The sequence below is a fragment of the Acidovorax sp. 1608163 genome (assembly GCF_003669015.1).
Classification (GTDB): domain Bacteria; phylum Pseudomonadota; class Gammaproteobacteria; order Burkholderiales; family Burkholderiaceae_C; genus Acidovorax.
This window is the reverse complement of record NZ_CP033069.1, coordinates 4,761,745-4,775,653: the sequence shown is the minus strand read 5'-3', so window position 1 is coordinate 4,775,653 and position 13,909 is coordinate 4,761,745. Positions and strand designations below refer to the sequence as shown.

Here is a 13,909-nt window from a genome sequence, read left to right as displayed (position 1 = left end):
CTTGCTTTGCTGGGCGGGTGCTGGGGCAAGCCGCCAGCCCCGGCATGCAGCACCATCAGGGCCCAATCAGGTGGGCACAGGGGTGGCAGCAGCGCCCTGCGCTACCACCGTGATGCGCAAGGGCAGGGGGGCCAGCAGGTCGCGCAGCGCGGTCAGCCGTGCCGCGTTGTCTGCGCCAGGGGTGGGGGCTACGGTCACGCGCACGGCGTTATCCCCTTCGGCCTGGATCTGGACCTGTGTTTGCGCCGGGTTCAGGTCGGCCATGGTGGGCAAAGCGGCCATGGCGGCTTGCACCGCCTGGCACGCTGCGCGCTGGCGCAGCTCGGGCTTGTAGATCTTGCCGACGTTGGTCACCGGCATGTGCTCGATCACCTGCACCCAGCGCGGGCGGGCCACAGCCTCGTCCACGCGCGCGGCGGTGAAGGCCATCAGCTCCGCTTCTGTCACCTGCACGCCGGGCCGCAGGGTGGCATAGGCCACGGGCAGCTCGCCCGCATAGGCATCGGGGGCGCCCACGGCGGCGCACAGCTGCACGGCGGGGTGGGCGCCCAGCGCGTCTTCGATCACCTTGGGGTCGATGTTGTGGCCGCTGCGGATGATGAGGTCCTTGGAGCGGCCGCTCAGGTGCAGGCGCCCTTGCTCGTCCACAAAGCCCAGGTCGCCGGTGGCCAGCCATCCATCGTGCGTGAAGGCCTTGGCCGTGTCGGCCGCATCGAGAAAGCCCGAGAACAGGTTGGGCGACTGGAACAGCACCATGCCCGGCTGCCCGGGCGGCAGGTCCTGGTCGGACGCGTTGCCCTGCGCATCGAGCGCCACCACGCGCAGCTGGGTGTACGGCAGCCGCCAGCCCACGCAGCCTGCGGGCGCGTTGACGCCGGGCGGGGTGATGGTGGAGATGCCCGCCATTTCCGTCATGCCCAGGCTTTCGTGGATATGCAGGCCAAACAGCCGCTCAAACCGCGCCGCCAGCTCGGGCGCCAGGATGGCCGCGCCGGTGCGGCAGTAGCGCAGGGTAGAAATGTCGGCCCCGTCCAGCGGCACATTGGCCAGCGCTGCCAGCACCGTGGGCACGGCCGACAGGTAGGTGCAGCGGTAGCGCTCTACCAAGCGCCAGTAGTTGGCAATCACCTCGCGGTTGCGGAACAGGCCGGTGGTGGGGATGATGGTCTCCACCCCCGCAGACAGCGCCGCCAGCGAGCCCGGCAGCACGCCCGCCACATGGAACAGCGGGTAACCGTTGATGCCCACGTCCTCTGGCCGTATGCCCTGCATCTGCACGCTGCCCCAGGCGGTGAACACCTGCGCGCCGTGGCTGTGGCGCGCCAGCTTGGGCGCGCCCGTGGTGCCACCGGTGTGAAAGTACGCGGCGATGTCAGTGACCGCAATGCGGCGGCCGCTCACCAAGTGGTCGCCAAGGTGCTGGTGGCGCGCGGCCAGGTCCACCACGCCAGCGGGCAGGGCGGTTGTTGCGCCCGCTGCCTCATCGTGCGGGGCCACGCGCAGCACGGTGGTCAGCGTGGGCACCAGGGCGCGCAGGCGCAGGGCCTTGCTCCAGTAGCCCAGGTCGCCCTCGCCGCCGTAGGCAATCAGCACCTTGGCGCGGGCCAGGGTCATCATGGCCGCGATCTTCTCGTCGGTGAGCATGGGGTTGAGCGGCTGCACGATGCCCGCCGCCTCGCCACCCCACAGGGCCAGGTGGTATTCCAGGCAGCCGGGCAGCAGCACGGCCACGGCGTCCTGCGAGCCCACGCCCAGGTGGTGCAGCAGGTTGGCGGTCTGGTGGATGCCGGTGAGCAACTGGGCGTAGGTCCAGCGGATGGGGGCATCGGCCGGATCGGCCGTGGGCAGGAAGGTCAGCGCGGCCCTGTCGCCAAAGGCGCGGGCCGAATTCACGAAGATCTCGTAGGTGCTTTGCACCGGCAGCGCCTCGGCCAGGGGACGGGCTTCGAGCCGCTGCACATCCTGCAGGCTGCGAATAGGGAAGGCGTGGGAGAACGGGGCTGCAGGGGCCGAGGATGGGGGCTGTGGCGGCGTCAGCCCGCTCTGGGGCTGGTCGGTGCGTTCGTGCGGGCGGTTCCCGGGGGTGTGCATGGTGTGTGTCTCGCTGGTCCTGGCGCCACTGTGCCGTGGCGTGTGGCCACAGTCTCGCTGCGTGCGGGCGCAAAAGCAGTCGCGCAAATGTCAGTGGTGGCCTGCGGAGGCAGCCAGGGGTTACCCGGGGGCGGGGTGGCGCCGCGCCCATAATGGGAAGTGTTGTCACTGCGCGCTCAGGGCGCTCTTTTTCATGAACACTCCCCAGCACCCCAAACGCTTTTCCATGATCCGCGAATTCCATCTGGCCGACTGGTTCACCCTCGGCAACGCGGTCTGTGGCGTGGGGGCTCTGTTTTCGGCCATGTCGTACCTGGCCACGCACGATGTGGTGCACATCTACTTTGCCGCCGCCCTGGTGCTGGCGGCGCTGATCTTTGACGTGCTCGATGGCCGCATCGCCCGCTGGCGCCAAAAAAGCTCGGCCATGGGCCGCGAGCTGGATTCGCTGGCGGACGTGATCTCGTTCGGCGTGGCGCCCGCCATCATTGCCTACGGCTGCGGCATGCAGGGCCTGTACGACCGCGTGGTGCTGGCCTACTTTGTGGCCTGCGGCGTCTCGCGCCTGGCGCGCTACAACGTCACGGCCGAGACGCTTTCGGAAGGCACGGGCAAGGTCAAGTACTTTGAGGGCACGCCCATTCCCACCTCCATCGTGCTGGTGGGCCTGCTGGCCCTGGCCGCTGCCCAGGGCGCAGTGGGTGCCAACCTGTGGGGTGGTCGTCTGGTGCTGGGGGGCTTTACGCTGCACCCGCTGGTGCTGTTGTTTGCGCTGTCAGGCTCGCTGATGATCAGCCGGATCAAAATCCCGAAGCTGTAATTTGCTATCAATAAAATAGCTGCTAGCGCTTATTTGGTAAGCGCTAGCAGCTATTTTTTATGCAAATGGGTGGGTTGGCCCTTTGGGCAAGGGCTCAGGCCGCTGCCGGTTTGCGGTTGACCAGCACAATGCCCACGGCCACCAGCGCCAGTGCGGCCACCAACGAGGGCGTGACCGGCTCACCCAGCCAGCTGGCGCCAAACAGCAGCGCAAACACCGGGGTCAAGAACACAAACGAAGACATCTTGGTGGCCGGGTAGTGCGCCAGCATCCACATCCAGGCCAGGTAGCTCACAAACGCGCCCACCACCGCCTGCACCAGCAGCGATGCCCAGGCAAACGCGCTGAAGTGCCAAGACCACACCTCCCCCAGCGCCAAGGACAGCAGCGGCAGCAGCGCAGCGCTCACCGCCACCTGGTACAGCAGCTGCTGCGCCGGTGCCACCCGCGCCAGGGCCGTGCTGCGGATGACCACGGTGGTCAAGGCCCACATCAGGCCCGCCACCAGCCCCAGCACATCGCCCAGCCAGGCCAAGGGGTGGGCATCCGGGGCCCGGCCTGCCATGCCATCGCCCAGGGCCAGCCCCACCCCCACAAAGGCCGCAGCCAGGCCCAGCCACTGCCAGCCGCGCAGCCGCTCACCGGGGATAAAGCGCGGCAGCAGCAGCGCCACCCAGAACGGCGAGCCATACAAAAACACCGTGAGCCGCGAGGCGGTGGTGTACTGCATGCCCACGTAAATGCACGCAAACTCGCCTGCAAACAGTGCTCCGGCCAGCAGCCCCGGGCCCCAGCCGCCAAGCCGGGGGGCTTTGTCTGCGGCACCGGCCGGTGTGGGGCTGGGCACAGCGCCTGCCGCGCTTGGCGCGGGGGTGCGCAGGCCACTCCACAGGCACCACGCCGCCACCGCCACCGTGGCCAGGGCAAAGCGCACAAAGGCCTGGAACACCGGCGCCACCTCGGCCACCGTGGCCTTGACCAGCACCTGCTGGAACCCCCAGAACATGCAGCAGGCCAGCAGCAGCGAGATGGAGAGGGTGTCGAGATGGGTTTTGCGTGCGCGGGGGCTGGTCATGGCTTGATTATGGTCAGGTGACAGGGGCGGCGCTTCGGGGTTCAATAGGGGGGAATGCCCCAACCTGCCACCCTCGCCCCTGCCGCCCAGACGCCCCTGGCCGCAGGCGTTCGTCCCTTGAAACCGAATGTGAGCGGTTGCCCCGCCTGTGGCGGCTTGGCCACGCGCTGCCGCTACACTCAGGCCTTTTGGCTGCGCCCGGTGGCGTGGCTGCTCAACACACCCCTCCATGGCCACTGAAACGGCGGCGCACACCCGCGCCAGTTTTGACCTCAAAAGCGCTTCACTGCCGGTGGTGGCCGTGGTGCTCAAGACCACGGACGCGGCGCAGTTTGCCGTGGACTTGGCCGACCGTGTGGCCGATGCCCCAGGCTTCTTTGACTACGACCCGGTGCTGATTGACCTGTCGCCCGTGCGTGAGGCCGAAGACGCCATCGACTTTGCCGCCATCACTGAGCAGCTGCGCGAGCACCGCACCCTGCCCGTGGCCGTGCGTGGCGGCAGCCCTGCCCAGATGGAAGCGGCCCGCGTTGCAGGCCTGGCCGCCGCCCCCGATGCCCCACCCGCCCGCGCCGAAGCGCCCGCCCCGGTGGAGGTGGTGCGTGAAGTGGTGCGCGAGGTCGAGGTCGTGCGCGAAGTGCCCACCCTCGGCCCCGGCACCGTGGTGGTCGACAAGCCCTTGCGCTCGGGCCAGCAGGTGTACGCGCGCGGCGCCGATCTGGTGGTGATGGCCGTGGTGAGCTTTGGCGCCGAGGTGATTGCCGACGGCAACATCCACGTCTACGCCCCGCTGCGCGGCCGCGCCATTGCCGGGGCCCGGGGCAACACCGAAGCCCGCATCTTCAGCACCTGCCTGGAGCCGCAACTGGTTTCCATCGCAGGCATTTACCGCACCACCGAAACCGCCCTGCCCGAGAACGTGGCCGGCAAGCCCGCCCAGGTTCGCCTGGAGGGCGAAAAACTCATCATCGAGCCCCTGGCTTGATGGCTTCCATTCCCTCGTATCAACCCACAGAGAATCTGCAACACATGGCCAAAATCGTCGTCGTGACCTCCGGCAAAGGTGGCGTGGGCAAGACCACCACCAGCGCCAGCTTTGCCACCGGCCTCGCCCTGCGCGGCCACAAGACCGCTGTGATCGACTTTGACGTCGGTCTGCGCAACCTGGACCTCATCATGGGCTGCGAACGCCGCGTGGTGTATGACCTCATCAACGTCATCCATGGCGAAGCCAACCTGAACCAGGCCCTCATCAAAGACAAGCAATGCGACAACCTGTTCGTGCTGGCCGCCAGCCAGACGCGCGACAAGGACGCGCTGACGCAAGACGGCGTAGAGAAGGTGCTCAAAGACCTGGCCGCGATGGACTTCGAGTACATCGTCTGCGACTCACCCGCTGGCATCGAAAGCGGCGCCCTCATGGCCATGCACTTTGCCGACGAGGCCCTGCTGGTGACCAACCCTGAAGTCTCCAGCGTGCGCGACTCCGACCGCATCCTGGGCATGCTGGGCAGCAAAACCAAGCGCGCCATCGACGGCGGCGAGCCCATCAAAGAGCACCTGCTCATCACCCGCTACAACCCCGCCCGCGTGGAAGACGGCCAGATGCTGAGCCTGGAAGACATCCAGGACATCCTGCGCATCAAGCTCATCGGCGTGATTCCTGAATCCGAGGTGGTGCTGCAATCGTCCAACCAGGGCACGCCCGCCATCCATGCGCAAGGCACCGATGTGTCCGAGGCGTACAAGGACGTGATCGACCGCTTCCTGGGCGCGACCGACAAGCCCATGCGCTTCATCGAGGCCGAAAAGCCCGGTTTCTTCAAACGCCTGTTCGGGAGCAAATAAGCCATGGCTTCGTTCCTCTCTTTCCTTCTGGGCGAAAAGAAAAAAACCGCCAGCGTGGCCAAAGAGCGCCTGCAGATCATCCTGGCGCACGAGCGCAATGGCCGCAACGCCTCCGAGCCTGACTACCTGCCCGCATTGCAGCGCGAACTGGTGGCTGTGATCTCCAAATACGTCAAGATCAGCCCCGAAGACCTCAAGGTGCACCTGGAGCGCCAGGACAACCTGGAAGTGCTCGAAGTCAAGATCGAGCTGCCCGACACCGTGCGCTGAACGCCGGGCACTGCCTGGCAAGCACCCCCAAGCCCGCCCCGCAGCCCTGCGGCGCGGGCTTTTTTGTGCCGGTGTTGCGGTGACTGGCCTGACAATTGCTTAAAAAATCAGGGTAAACCCTATACCAATGGGTAGAGAGCATTTTGGTGGACACAACCTGGAAACTCAGCTGGCAGCGTGCCAGCAACCACGAAGGCTTCACACGCGGGGCGCGGGCGTTTTTGGCGCTGGCCGTGGTGCTGGCCTATGGTTGGTGGGCGGATTGGCAGACCGAGCTGATGCCCGTGCTGCTGGGCGTGATCGCCAGCGCCCTGACCGAGACCGATGACAGCTGGCGCGGCCGCTTGCGTGCGCAATTGCTGGCCATGGGCTGCTTCACCCTGGTGGCGTTGGCGGTGTGTGCCACGGTGTCGTGGCCCTGGGTGCTAATGGGGGTGATGGCGCTGTCGGCCTTCACCTTCACCATGCTGGGGGCGCTGAGCGAGCGCTACCGCGCCATTGCGTTTGGTTCGCTGGTGCTGTTCATCTACGAAGCGCTGGCCGCCCACACCAGTCGCGATGCGGCGGTGGTGGCCACGCCCTTGATGCTGGGCGGGGCCGCCTGGTACGGCGTGGTGTCGGTGCTGTGGAACGCGGTGATGCCCCGCGCCCCTGTGCGCTATCGGCTGGCCAAGTTGTACGCCATGCTGGGCGAATACCTGCGCCTCAAGGCCCTGCTGCTGGAGCCCGTGCGCGACGAAGACCTGGAGCGCCGCCGCATGGCGCTGGCCCTGCACAACGGGCGGGTGGTCGATGCGCTCAATGCCACCAAAGAAAGCCTCATCAGCCGCATGGGCCGGGGCACGCCACCGCTGTGGCTGCAAACCGCCATGCATCAATACCTGGCTGCGCAAGACGTGCACGAGCGTGTCAGCTCTTCGCACGAGCATTACGACCTGCTGGCCCAGTCGTTCTTCCACAGCGACGTGCTCTACCGCTGCCAACGCGTGCTCACGCAGCTGGGCGAGCAGGCGCTCAAATTCTCGGTGGCCATCCAGCAGCAGACCGAGCCGGTGCACTCCGGCGTCACCTCGCGCGCCATTGAAGACATGGAAGCCGCCCTGGCCCACCAGGAAGAGATCGAGCGCGAACACCCCAGCGCCGCGCAGGCCCGGCCCCTGCGCTCGCTGCGCGCCCTGGGACACAACCTCACCGCCCTGGCCCGCGTGTTTGCCGGGGCCCTGGCGCTGCCGGTGGACGAGCCCGGCGCCTCTGCGGCGGTGGACTACAGCCTGTTTGACCGCGAGCCCCGCACCCTGCGCGACGCCTGGGGCCGCATCCGCGCCCAGTGCCGCGCGCAGTCGCCCTGGCTGCGCCACAGCGTGCGGCTCAGTCTGTCGCTGGTGCTGGGCTTTGTCGTCATGCAGGCCACCGCCGACCCGCATGGCTACTGGATCTTGCTGACCATCGTCTTCGTCAGCCAGCCCCAATACGCCGCCACCCAAACACGCCTCATGCAGCGCGCCAAGGGCACGGCCATCGGGCTGGCACTGGGCTGGGCGGTCATTCAGCTGTTCCCGGGCGACTTCATCCAGGCCGCCTTGCTGGTGCTGGGCGGCGCCGTGTTCTTTGGCGCACGCCACACCCGCTATGTGCTGGCCACCGCCGCCGTCACCACGCTGCTGCTGCTGAGCTTTCACCAGATGGGTATGTCGCAGGGCGTGATCCTCACCCGCCTGCTCGACACCGCCGTAGGCTGCTGCATTGCCGCCGCCGCCGCCTGGCTGGTGCTGCCGCACTGGCAGTCGCGCCAGTGGCCCCAGCTGGCCGCCCAGGCGCTGCAGACGCAAGCCATCTACCTGCGCGAAATTTTGGCCCAGTACCAAAGCGGCAAGCGCGACCACCTGGCCTACCGCGTGGCCCGCCGCAACGCCCACAACGCCGACGCCGCCCTGTCCAACTCCTACAGCGCCATGCTCAAAGAGCCTTTGCGGGTGCGCGGCGGTGCCGAGGTGGTGGGTAACTTCTTGCGCCTGTCGCACACGCAGCTCAACTACCTGTCTGCCCTGGGCGCCCAGCGCGGCGGCGCAGCCGCCCAGCCCATGGACGAAGCCACCCAGGCCTCGGCCCAGGCACTGCTGCAGTCGTTGCAGGATTTGTCGGACGAGCTAGAGCGCGCCCAGCGCGAAATGGGCGGCCGCCGCCGCCCCGTCGCCCAAGCCCCCGCCGTGGCCGAAGTGCTGCGCCAGTTTGGCCAAACCCCGCCCGCAGCGCCCGCCCAGAGCTGGATGGCCAACCAGCTGCAGCTGGTGGGCAAGGTGTTTCCGCAGCTCAGGGAGCAGGCGCGGCAGATGGTGGAGCGGGGGTGAGGGGTTGGCATTGCTGTCCTTATGTGGGCAACACTCAACGCATCATGATGGCCGGGATGCATTGGCCATTTTGCTGCCTACATTCCGACTGATTCAAGTCATTTAGGAGTAACCGTATGCGAAATACCGCCTTCTTGTTCGCAGATGCCGTTGAGAAGCAGATTCAGGCGCTCAGTGATAAGTCCTTTCACCTTCGGAAAGGAGATGCAAAACGGCTGCTTGAGGAGTGGTACCCCCTCTCTAGACTTGCTCTACACCTGAAGCAACCCGGGTTGGAGGTGTATGTGGAGGGCTTTGATGACAAAAGAGTTGCTGACGGACATATCCAAGAAATTGGCTGGCGTGAGCGATCATTTGATGTTCAGATCACTTGTGTTGAAGATGAGGAAAGTGCGCTGAGGCGTCAACTGATGCAGTTGCAGGGCCACGCTCCAGGCGCGGGGCACATAGCGCGTGACAAGAATTCGAAGCTGATAAACGCGACCATGGTCGCCGTTGATAGCAATCACAACCTGAAGAAGGCGGCGGACGGTGTGGCGAAATGTCTCACTAGCAAGGCTGCAAAGAGCTATCCGGCAAACACTGTTCTGTTGATCGCATTCAACGACATGACCCTACTTGGCTTTGGTATGTGGGAGCAGTTGTTAGGGCTCATCAATACACAAGTCGGACTTGCGAGCAGTCACTTTGCTAGTGTGTATGTCATCAACTCTGCCACCAACGAACTGGTTAAAGCGGCCTGATTTCTCCCATGAAGTCCTCCCGCAGTGGTCGATTGCGACCAGGGGCCAGACACCTGCAGTCGTGTATCAGGCGTCTTTAGTGGGTTCATGGTGCTCCGTGGTGCCAGAACAATCTGCGCGACCGCTTCGCTGAATCGCTAGTGACCGCGCAGCGTCGCATACCAGCTTCTCTTCACCAACCCGCACGCACCCCCCAACCCTCCCTGTTGCCATCGCTCACGATTGCACCTCGCCCACCCCCTGGCGGCAAATCTCGGTTGGCGTAACAATGCGGCAACTATTGCGGAGGGGCGCATGAACAAACCAACCACCATCAAGTGGGCCATGCTGGCCCTGGGCTGCGCGGCCCTGGCAGCCTGCGGCGGCTCTGCCGAAAACGATGGTGTCACCATCTCGTTCGGCGGGCCGGGAGCTCCGCCCGCTGTAGCCGAGGTACCTCAGCCCAAAGCCATGGGCAAGGCCATGGCGCTGGCTTCCACCGCCCCACTGGCCCAGGTCAGCTTGGCACCGTCCGACCAGGACTTCCCCAACCCCGAGCGCGGCTTCTACCGCTTTGCCTCCGACCCCTCCAAGATCACGGCCACCTCGCTCGACTACGTGGTGGCAGACGGGCAGCGGCTGGTCTACACCCCAGCCGACCTCAGCGCCTACCGCACCAAGGACTTGCCCAGCAGCTACCTCACCAAGCTGAACACCGGCTTTGCCAACCTGCGCAAACAGGGCCTCAAGGCCGTGGTGCGCTTTGCCTACAACTACCCTGAGACCGAGGCCGATTACCTCAACGCGCAAGACGCTACGCTCTCGCGCGTCAAGCGCCACCTCACCCAGCTGCAATCGGTGCTGCAGGCCAATGCCGACGTGATTGCGGCTGTGCAGGGCGGCTTCATCGGTGCGTGGGGCGAGTGGCATACCTCGTCCAACAACCTCACCACCCCCGCCAACAAAGCCGCTGTGCGCGATGCCCTGCTGGCCGCCGTGCCCACCAGCCGCCAGGTGCACGTGCGCACCCCGGCCGACGTGGCCGCGTGGTACACCGCCCCGCCCACCCTGGCGCAACTGCTGGCCCCCAGCCCCACGGCCGCCGCGCGCATCGGCCAGCACAACGACTGTTTTCTGGCCAGCCCCGACGACGTCGGCACCTACTGGGCCGATACGCCTGCGCAATCGGCGGCGCTGCGCACCTATGCCCAGCAGGCCAGCGCGGTGACCGGAGCGGGCGGCGAAACCTGCGCCCCGCCCGAGGTGGCCCAGGCCCGCATGGCGTGTGAGGACATCCTGCGCGAAGGCGCGGCCTACCACATGACCTACCTGAACCGCGACTACTACGAAGGCTTCTTCGCCCAGTGGCAGGCGGGCGGCTGCATGGCCGATGTGTCGCGCAAGCTCGGTTACCGGCTGCAATTGACCGCTGTGGCGCACAGCGCCGTGGCCGCGCCGGGCGGTACGCTGGCGTGGCAGGTGGCCCTCAGCAACCAGGGCTGGGCCCGGCCGCTGAATGCGCGCAGCCTGGCGCTGACTCTGGTCAGTGCCACCAACGTGGCCACCGTGCTGCCCTTGGCAGGCACCGACCTGCGCCAGGCCAGCCCTGGCGAGCCGCTGCAATGGTCGGGCGAAGTCACCCTGCCCGCCACCCTGGCCCCCGGCAGCTACAGCGTGCACATTGGTGCCCCTGACGCTGCCAGCGCTTTGGCCGCCACCCCCGCCTATGCCGTGCGCTTTGCCAATGCCGACAGCGCCGTGACGGGTGTGCAGTGGCAGGCAAGCACGGGGCGGCTCATGTTGGGGACCACGCTGCAGGTGCAGTGATGGGGTTTGAAACAAAAATAGCTGCTAGCGCTTATGGAATAAGCGCTAGCAGCTATTAAATTCGTAGCGTCTGGCGCTGCAAAGACGCGCCCTACAACGGGTGCTCCGTATAAAACTTGCCCCCGTGGTACAGCAGAGGCGACGCACCTTCGCGGTGTTCGCAGTGCTCGACCTCGCCCACGAAGATGGTGTGGTCGCCTTCCTTGTACTGGCTGCGGTTGAAGCATTCAAACGTGGCGGCAGCCCCAGCCAGCAGGGGCGCACCCTGGATGCCGGGGCGGTGTTCCACGCCTGCCCAGCGGTCGATGCCACGGGTGGCGAAGCGTTCGGCCAGGGCCTTTTGGTCGGCGGCCAGCACGTGGATGGCGTAGTGCGAGCCGTTGGCAAAGGCGGGCATGCTGCTGGCGCTGTGCGACAGGCTCCACAGCACCAGCGGTGGGTCCAGCGACACCGAGTTGAACGAGCTGGCCGTGAGCCCGACCAGCTCGCCCGCCGCATTGCGTGCGGTGACGATGGTCACGCCCGTGGCAAACATGCCCAGCGCGTTGCGAAACTCGCGGGAGGAGAAGCTGGGGGGCAGTGCCAGGGCAGGGCGGGGCGAGGGGCTGTTCACAAAGGTTGGGCGCGGGGCCTGCATCAAGGGGGGATGGAACTATTATGGAGTGCCGCCCGCGCGCCTGTGCGGCGGGGGTTACTCGGCACTTATTTCTTTAGGACTTACGCAAATCGCGATGCAACAGGCGGCCCAGCCTGGGGCACGCCGCCCGCCTCGGCCCTGTTTGGCGTCCGTCATTTTCTGTATGGCTTTGCTCCCCACCTTCTCCACCCTGGGCTCTGGCCCCACCGTGCTCATGCTGCACGACGCTGATGGCGACCACCTCACCTTTGCCCCCCAGCTGGAGATGCTGGCCAGCGCTGGTTATCGCGCCGTGGCGTGGGACATGCCGGGCTATGGCCACAGCGCACCCATCGAGCCCTACACCTTCAAAGGCCTGGCGCAAAGCTGCCTGGCGCTGATCGATGCGCTGCAGTGCGGCCCCGTCACGCTGGTGGGCCATGGCATGGGGGCGATGCTGGCGCTGGAAGTTGCGGTGCGCAGGGCTGAGGTGGTGCACCGCCTGGTGCTGTGCGCGGGCGGGCCCGCGCTGGATGCGCAGGCCGTGCAAGCCTGGCTGGCCCCGCGCGAGCGTGCGCTGGACGCCGCGCAGCAGCCCGGCGGCAGCATGCAGCAGCTGGCGCAAACCCTGGTGCCGCAGTGCATTGGCACCGCCGCCTTGCCTGAGGGGGTGCGGCTGGCCGAGCATGCCCTGGCGCAGGTCCACCCCGCCACCTACCGCCGCGCCTTGCAGGCCATGCAGGGCTTTGACCGCTGGGCCCAGGCCTGGGTGAATGTGCACACCCCCACGCTGCTGCTGGGGGGCGATGCCGACCACTGCACCCCACCCGCCGCGCTGCAGGCGCTGGCCGAGTTGATGCCCGACGCCCAGCACCTGAGCCTGCCCCACATTGGCCACTGGCCGCAGCTGGAGCACCCCGAAGCGTTTGACGCTGCGTTGCTCGACTTTCTGGCCACGCAGCGGGTGCTGCATTGAGCGGCGCTGCGCAGCCCGCAGGCCAGGGGGCGCGGCACCGGGGGCATTCCCAAGCACGTTCCCCGGCGTGGACCGTGGCGACGGCGAGTGCGGTGGTCACTGCGCTGGCCGCCGTGCTGTGGGTGCCCACGCAGCTGTGGCCTGGTGGCCCCGCGTCCGGCGGTGTGTACGGCCGCGCGCCTTCGGGCCCGATGGGGTTGAAAGCGCTGGAAGGGCGCGCAGCAGTGCAGGGCAACTTGGCCGTGCCTGGCTCAGTCCATTCAAGGTACCGAAGGGACTCAATGGAGCCCATGGGTGCTGAGGCGCAGCCCCGCCCCGCTGCCACGGTGCCAGCGTCGACGGCGCCCTCTGGGGTGGAGACGTCTGCGACGGCTGCGCCCGGGATGTCCGAGCCAGCCACGCAAGCCGCCTGCGAACTGCTGTTGGCGCGCCTGCCCGGTGTGACACGCTCGCAGTGCCTGGCCACGCAGTTGCAGCCCAGCGGCGCGGCATCAGGCCAAGGCGTGCCGCTGTACTGGCGCGATGTGGTGCTACGCACGGGGGCGCCTGCCCCGGCCACCGATGTCCCGCCGCTGCGCGTGCTGGTGGTGGGCGCCATGCATGGCGACGAACTCACGGCCGCCTCGCTGGCCTTGCGCTGGATTGGCCTGGCGGGGGCCGAGGGCGGGGACCGTGGCGCGGCGCAGCCGCCCGTGCATTGGCGCTTTATCCCCGTGCTCAACCCCGATGGCCTGTTGGCCCCCAAACCCACGCGGGTCAACGCCAGCGGAGTGGACCTGAACCGCAACTTTCCCACCCCGGCTGGGCGCAAGACGCGCCGGTGTACTGGGAAAAGCGCACCCGCAAAGACCCGCGCCGCTGGCCGGGCCACACGCCGCTGTCCGAGCCCGAGTCGCGGTTTTTGCACCAGCAGATGGAGCAGTTCCAGCCCCAGCTGGTGGTCAGCATCCACGCGCCTTATGGCGTGCTGGACTTTGACGGCCCGCACGACCCGCCTGCCCGGCTGGGCCGTTTGCGCATGGACAAGCTGGGCGTGTTCCCCGGCTCGCTGGGGCATTACGGCGGGCTGCACCGGGGCGTGCCGGTGGTCACCATTGAGCTGGAGCACGCCCTGCGCATGCCGCCCGACACTGAGGTGCGCGCCATGTGGCGCGACCTGCGCCAGTGGATGAACACCCGGCTGCTGGACGGCGGTGATGCCGTAGCGGGTACGGCAGCCCCCGCTATGGCGCGTTGAGGGCCACGGTTTGGGTTGTTGATCCGGCACGAACTTACTTGAACCGTTCACTGAGCGCAGTCGAAGCGCCGCACAGCCT

At 67.0% G+C, this 13,909-nt stretch carries 12 protein-coding genes and 1 pseudogene; 10 read left to right on the top strand and 3 right to left on the bottom strand.

All coding sequences use genetic code 11. The annotated features are described in order from the left end of the window. Positions 1 to 66: 66 nt before the first annotated feature. Positions 67 to 2,091 (bottom strand): acyl-CoA synthetase, encoded by a 2,025-nt coding sequence (locus tag EAG14_RS21280; protein ID WP_240456871.1) that lies wholly within the window; start codon positions 2,089 to 2,091, stop codon positions 67 to 69. A 193-nt stretch (positions 2,092 to 2,284) separates the two neighbouring features. Here EAG14_RS21280 and pssA point away from each other — a divergent pair, with 193 nt between their 5' ends. After that, positions 2,285 to 2,911 carry a CDP-diacylglycerol--serine O-phosphatidyltransferase gene (gene pssA, locus EAG14_RS21275; protein WP_121730063.1) on the top strand — a complete coding sequence of 209 codons (627 nt, stop codon included), beginning with the start codon at positions 2,285 to 2,287 and terminating at the stop codon, positions 2,909 to 2,911. A 94-nt stretch (positions 2,912 to 3,005) separates the two neighbouring features. Here pssA and EAG14_RS21270 read toward each other — a convergent pair whose 3' ends face one another. Beyond that, positions 3,006 to 3,986 (bottom strand): DMT family transporter, encoded by a 981-nt coding sequence (locus EAG14_RS21270; RefSeq protein ID WP_121730062.1) that lies wholly within the window; start codon positions 3,984 to 3,986, stop codon positions 3,006 to 3,008. 229 nt (positions 3,987 to 4,215) lie between these two features. Between EAG14_RS21270 and minC the strand changes: the two genes are divergently transcribed. The 6 genes from minC to EAG14_RS21235 all read left to right on the top strand — a co-directional run bounded on the left by minC (position 4,216) and on the right by EAG14_RS21235 (position 11,001). Next, positions 4,216 to 4,971 carry a septum site-determining protein MinC gene (minC, locus tag EAG14_RS21260; RefSeq protein WP_099657388.1) on the top strand — a complete coding sequence of 252 codons (756 nt, stop codon included), beginning with the start codon at positions 4,216 to 4,218 and terminating at the stop codon, positions 4,969 to 4,971. Positions 4,972 to 5,015: 44 nt separating this feature from the next. Beyond that, complete coding sequence (gene minD / locus EAG14_RS21255; protein WP_099657389.1) at positions 5,016 to 5,834, top strand: septum site-determining protein MinD; 819 nt, start codon at positions 5,016 to 5,018, stop codon at positions 5,832 to 5,834. A gap of 3 nt (positions 5,835 to 5,837) precedes the next feature. Beyond that, positions 5,838 to 6,104, top strand: a complete 267-nt coding sequence (minE, locus tag EAG14_RS21250) for a cell division topological specificity factor MinE (protein ID WP_099657390.1) — start codon at positions 5,838 to 5,840, stop codon at positions 6,102 to 6,104. A 146-nt stretch (positions 6,105 to 6,250) separates the two neighbouring features. Further along, entirely contained in the window at positions 6,251 to 8,452 is a 2,202-nt protein-coding gene (gene yccS, locus EAG14_RS21245) for a YccS family putative transporter (protein WP_121730060.1), read from the top strand. A gap of 116 nt (positions 8,453 to 8,568) precedes the next feature. After that, on the top strand, positions 8,569 to 9,195 hold the full coding sequence (locus EAG14_RS21240; protein ID WP_121730059.1) for a hypothetical protein: 627 nt from the start codon (positions 8,569 to 8,571) through the stop codon (positions 9,193 to 9,195). A 294-nt stretch (positions 9,196 to 9,489) separates the two neighbouring features. Then, positions 9,490 to 11,001, top strand: a complete 1,512-nt coding sequence (locus EAG14_RS21235; RefSeq protein WP_121730058.1) for a DUF4832 domain-containing protein — start codon at positions 9,490 to 9,492, stop codon at positions 10,999 to 11,001. A gap of 91 nt (positions 11,002 to 11,092) precedes the next feature. On the opposite strand, the gene EAG14_RS21230 is transcribed toward EAG14_RS21235, so the two are convergent. Further along, a complete protein-coding gene (locus EAG14_RS21230; RefSeq protein ID WP_099657393.1) occupies positions 11,093 to 11,614 on the bottom strand; it encodes a flavin reductase family protein in 522 nt (173 codons plus the stop codon). Between the two features lie 187 nt (positions 11,615 to 11,801). Between EAG14_RS21230 and EAG14_RS21225 the strand changes: the two genes are divergently transcribed. The 3 genes and pseudogenes from EAG14_RS21225 (at position 11,802) to EAG14_RS23505 (ending at position 13,830) form a co-directional block, all read left to right on the top strand. After that, a complete protein-coding gene (locus EAG14_RS21225) occupies positions 11,802 to 12,593 on the top strand; it encodes an alpha/beta fold hydrolase (RefSeq protein WP_121730057.1) in 792 nt (263 codons plus the stop codon). A gap of 191 nt (positions 12,594 to 12,784) precedes the next feature. Continuing rightward, positions 12,785 to 13,360, top strand: a pseudogene (locus tag EAG14_RS23790) (hypothetical protein); the annotation flags it as partial. A 53-nt stretch (positions 13,361 to 13,413) separates the two neighbouring features. After that, the gene (locus tag EAG14_RS23505; RefSeq protein ID WP_240457092.1) at positions 13,414 to 13,830 is read left to right on the top strand and encodes a hypothetical protein; all 417 of its coding nucleotides are present in this window, start codon (positions 13,414 to 13,416) and stop codon (positions 13,828 to 13,830) included. Positions 13,831 to 13,909: the final 79 nt, after the last annotated feature.

Coding starts and splice junctions, on each gene's coding strand:
- EAG14_RS21280 (WP_240456871.1), bottom strand. CDS start 2,091: ATGCACACCCCCGGGAACCGCCCGCACGAACGCACCGACCAGCCCCAG.
- pssA (WP_121730063.1), top strand. CDS start 2,285: ATGAACACTCCCCAGCACCCCAAACGCTTTTCCATGATCCGCGAATTC.
- EAG14_RS21270 (WP_121730062.1), bottom strand. CDS start 3,986: ATGACCAGCCCCCGCGCACGCAAAACCCATCTCGACACCCTCTCCATC.
- minC (WP_099657388.1), top strand. CDS start 4,216: ATGGCCACTGAAACGGCGGCGCACACCCGCGCCAGTTTTGACCTCAAA.
- minD (WP_099657389.1), top strand. CDS start 5,016: ATGGCCAAAATCGTCGTCGTGACCTCCGGCAAAGGTGGCGTGGGCAAG.
- minE (WP_099657390.1), top strand. CDS start 5,838: ATGGCTTCGTTCCTCTCTTTCCTTCTGGGCGAAAAGAAAAAAACCGCC.
- EAG14_RS21240 (WP_121730059.1), top strand. CDS start 8,569: ATGCGAAATACCGCCTTCTTGTTCGCAGATGCCGTTGAGAAGCAGATT.
- EAG14_RS21235 (WP_121730058.1), top strand. CDS start 9,490: ATGAACAAACCAACCACCATCAAGTGGGCCATGCTGGCCCTGGGCTGC.
- EAG14_RS21225 (WP_121730057.1), top strand. CDS start 11,802: ATGGCTTTGCTCCCCACCTTCTCCACCCTGGGCTCTGGCCCCACCGTG.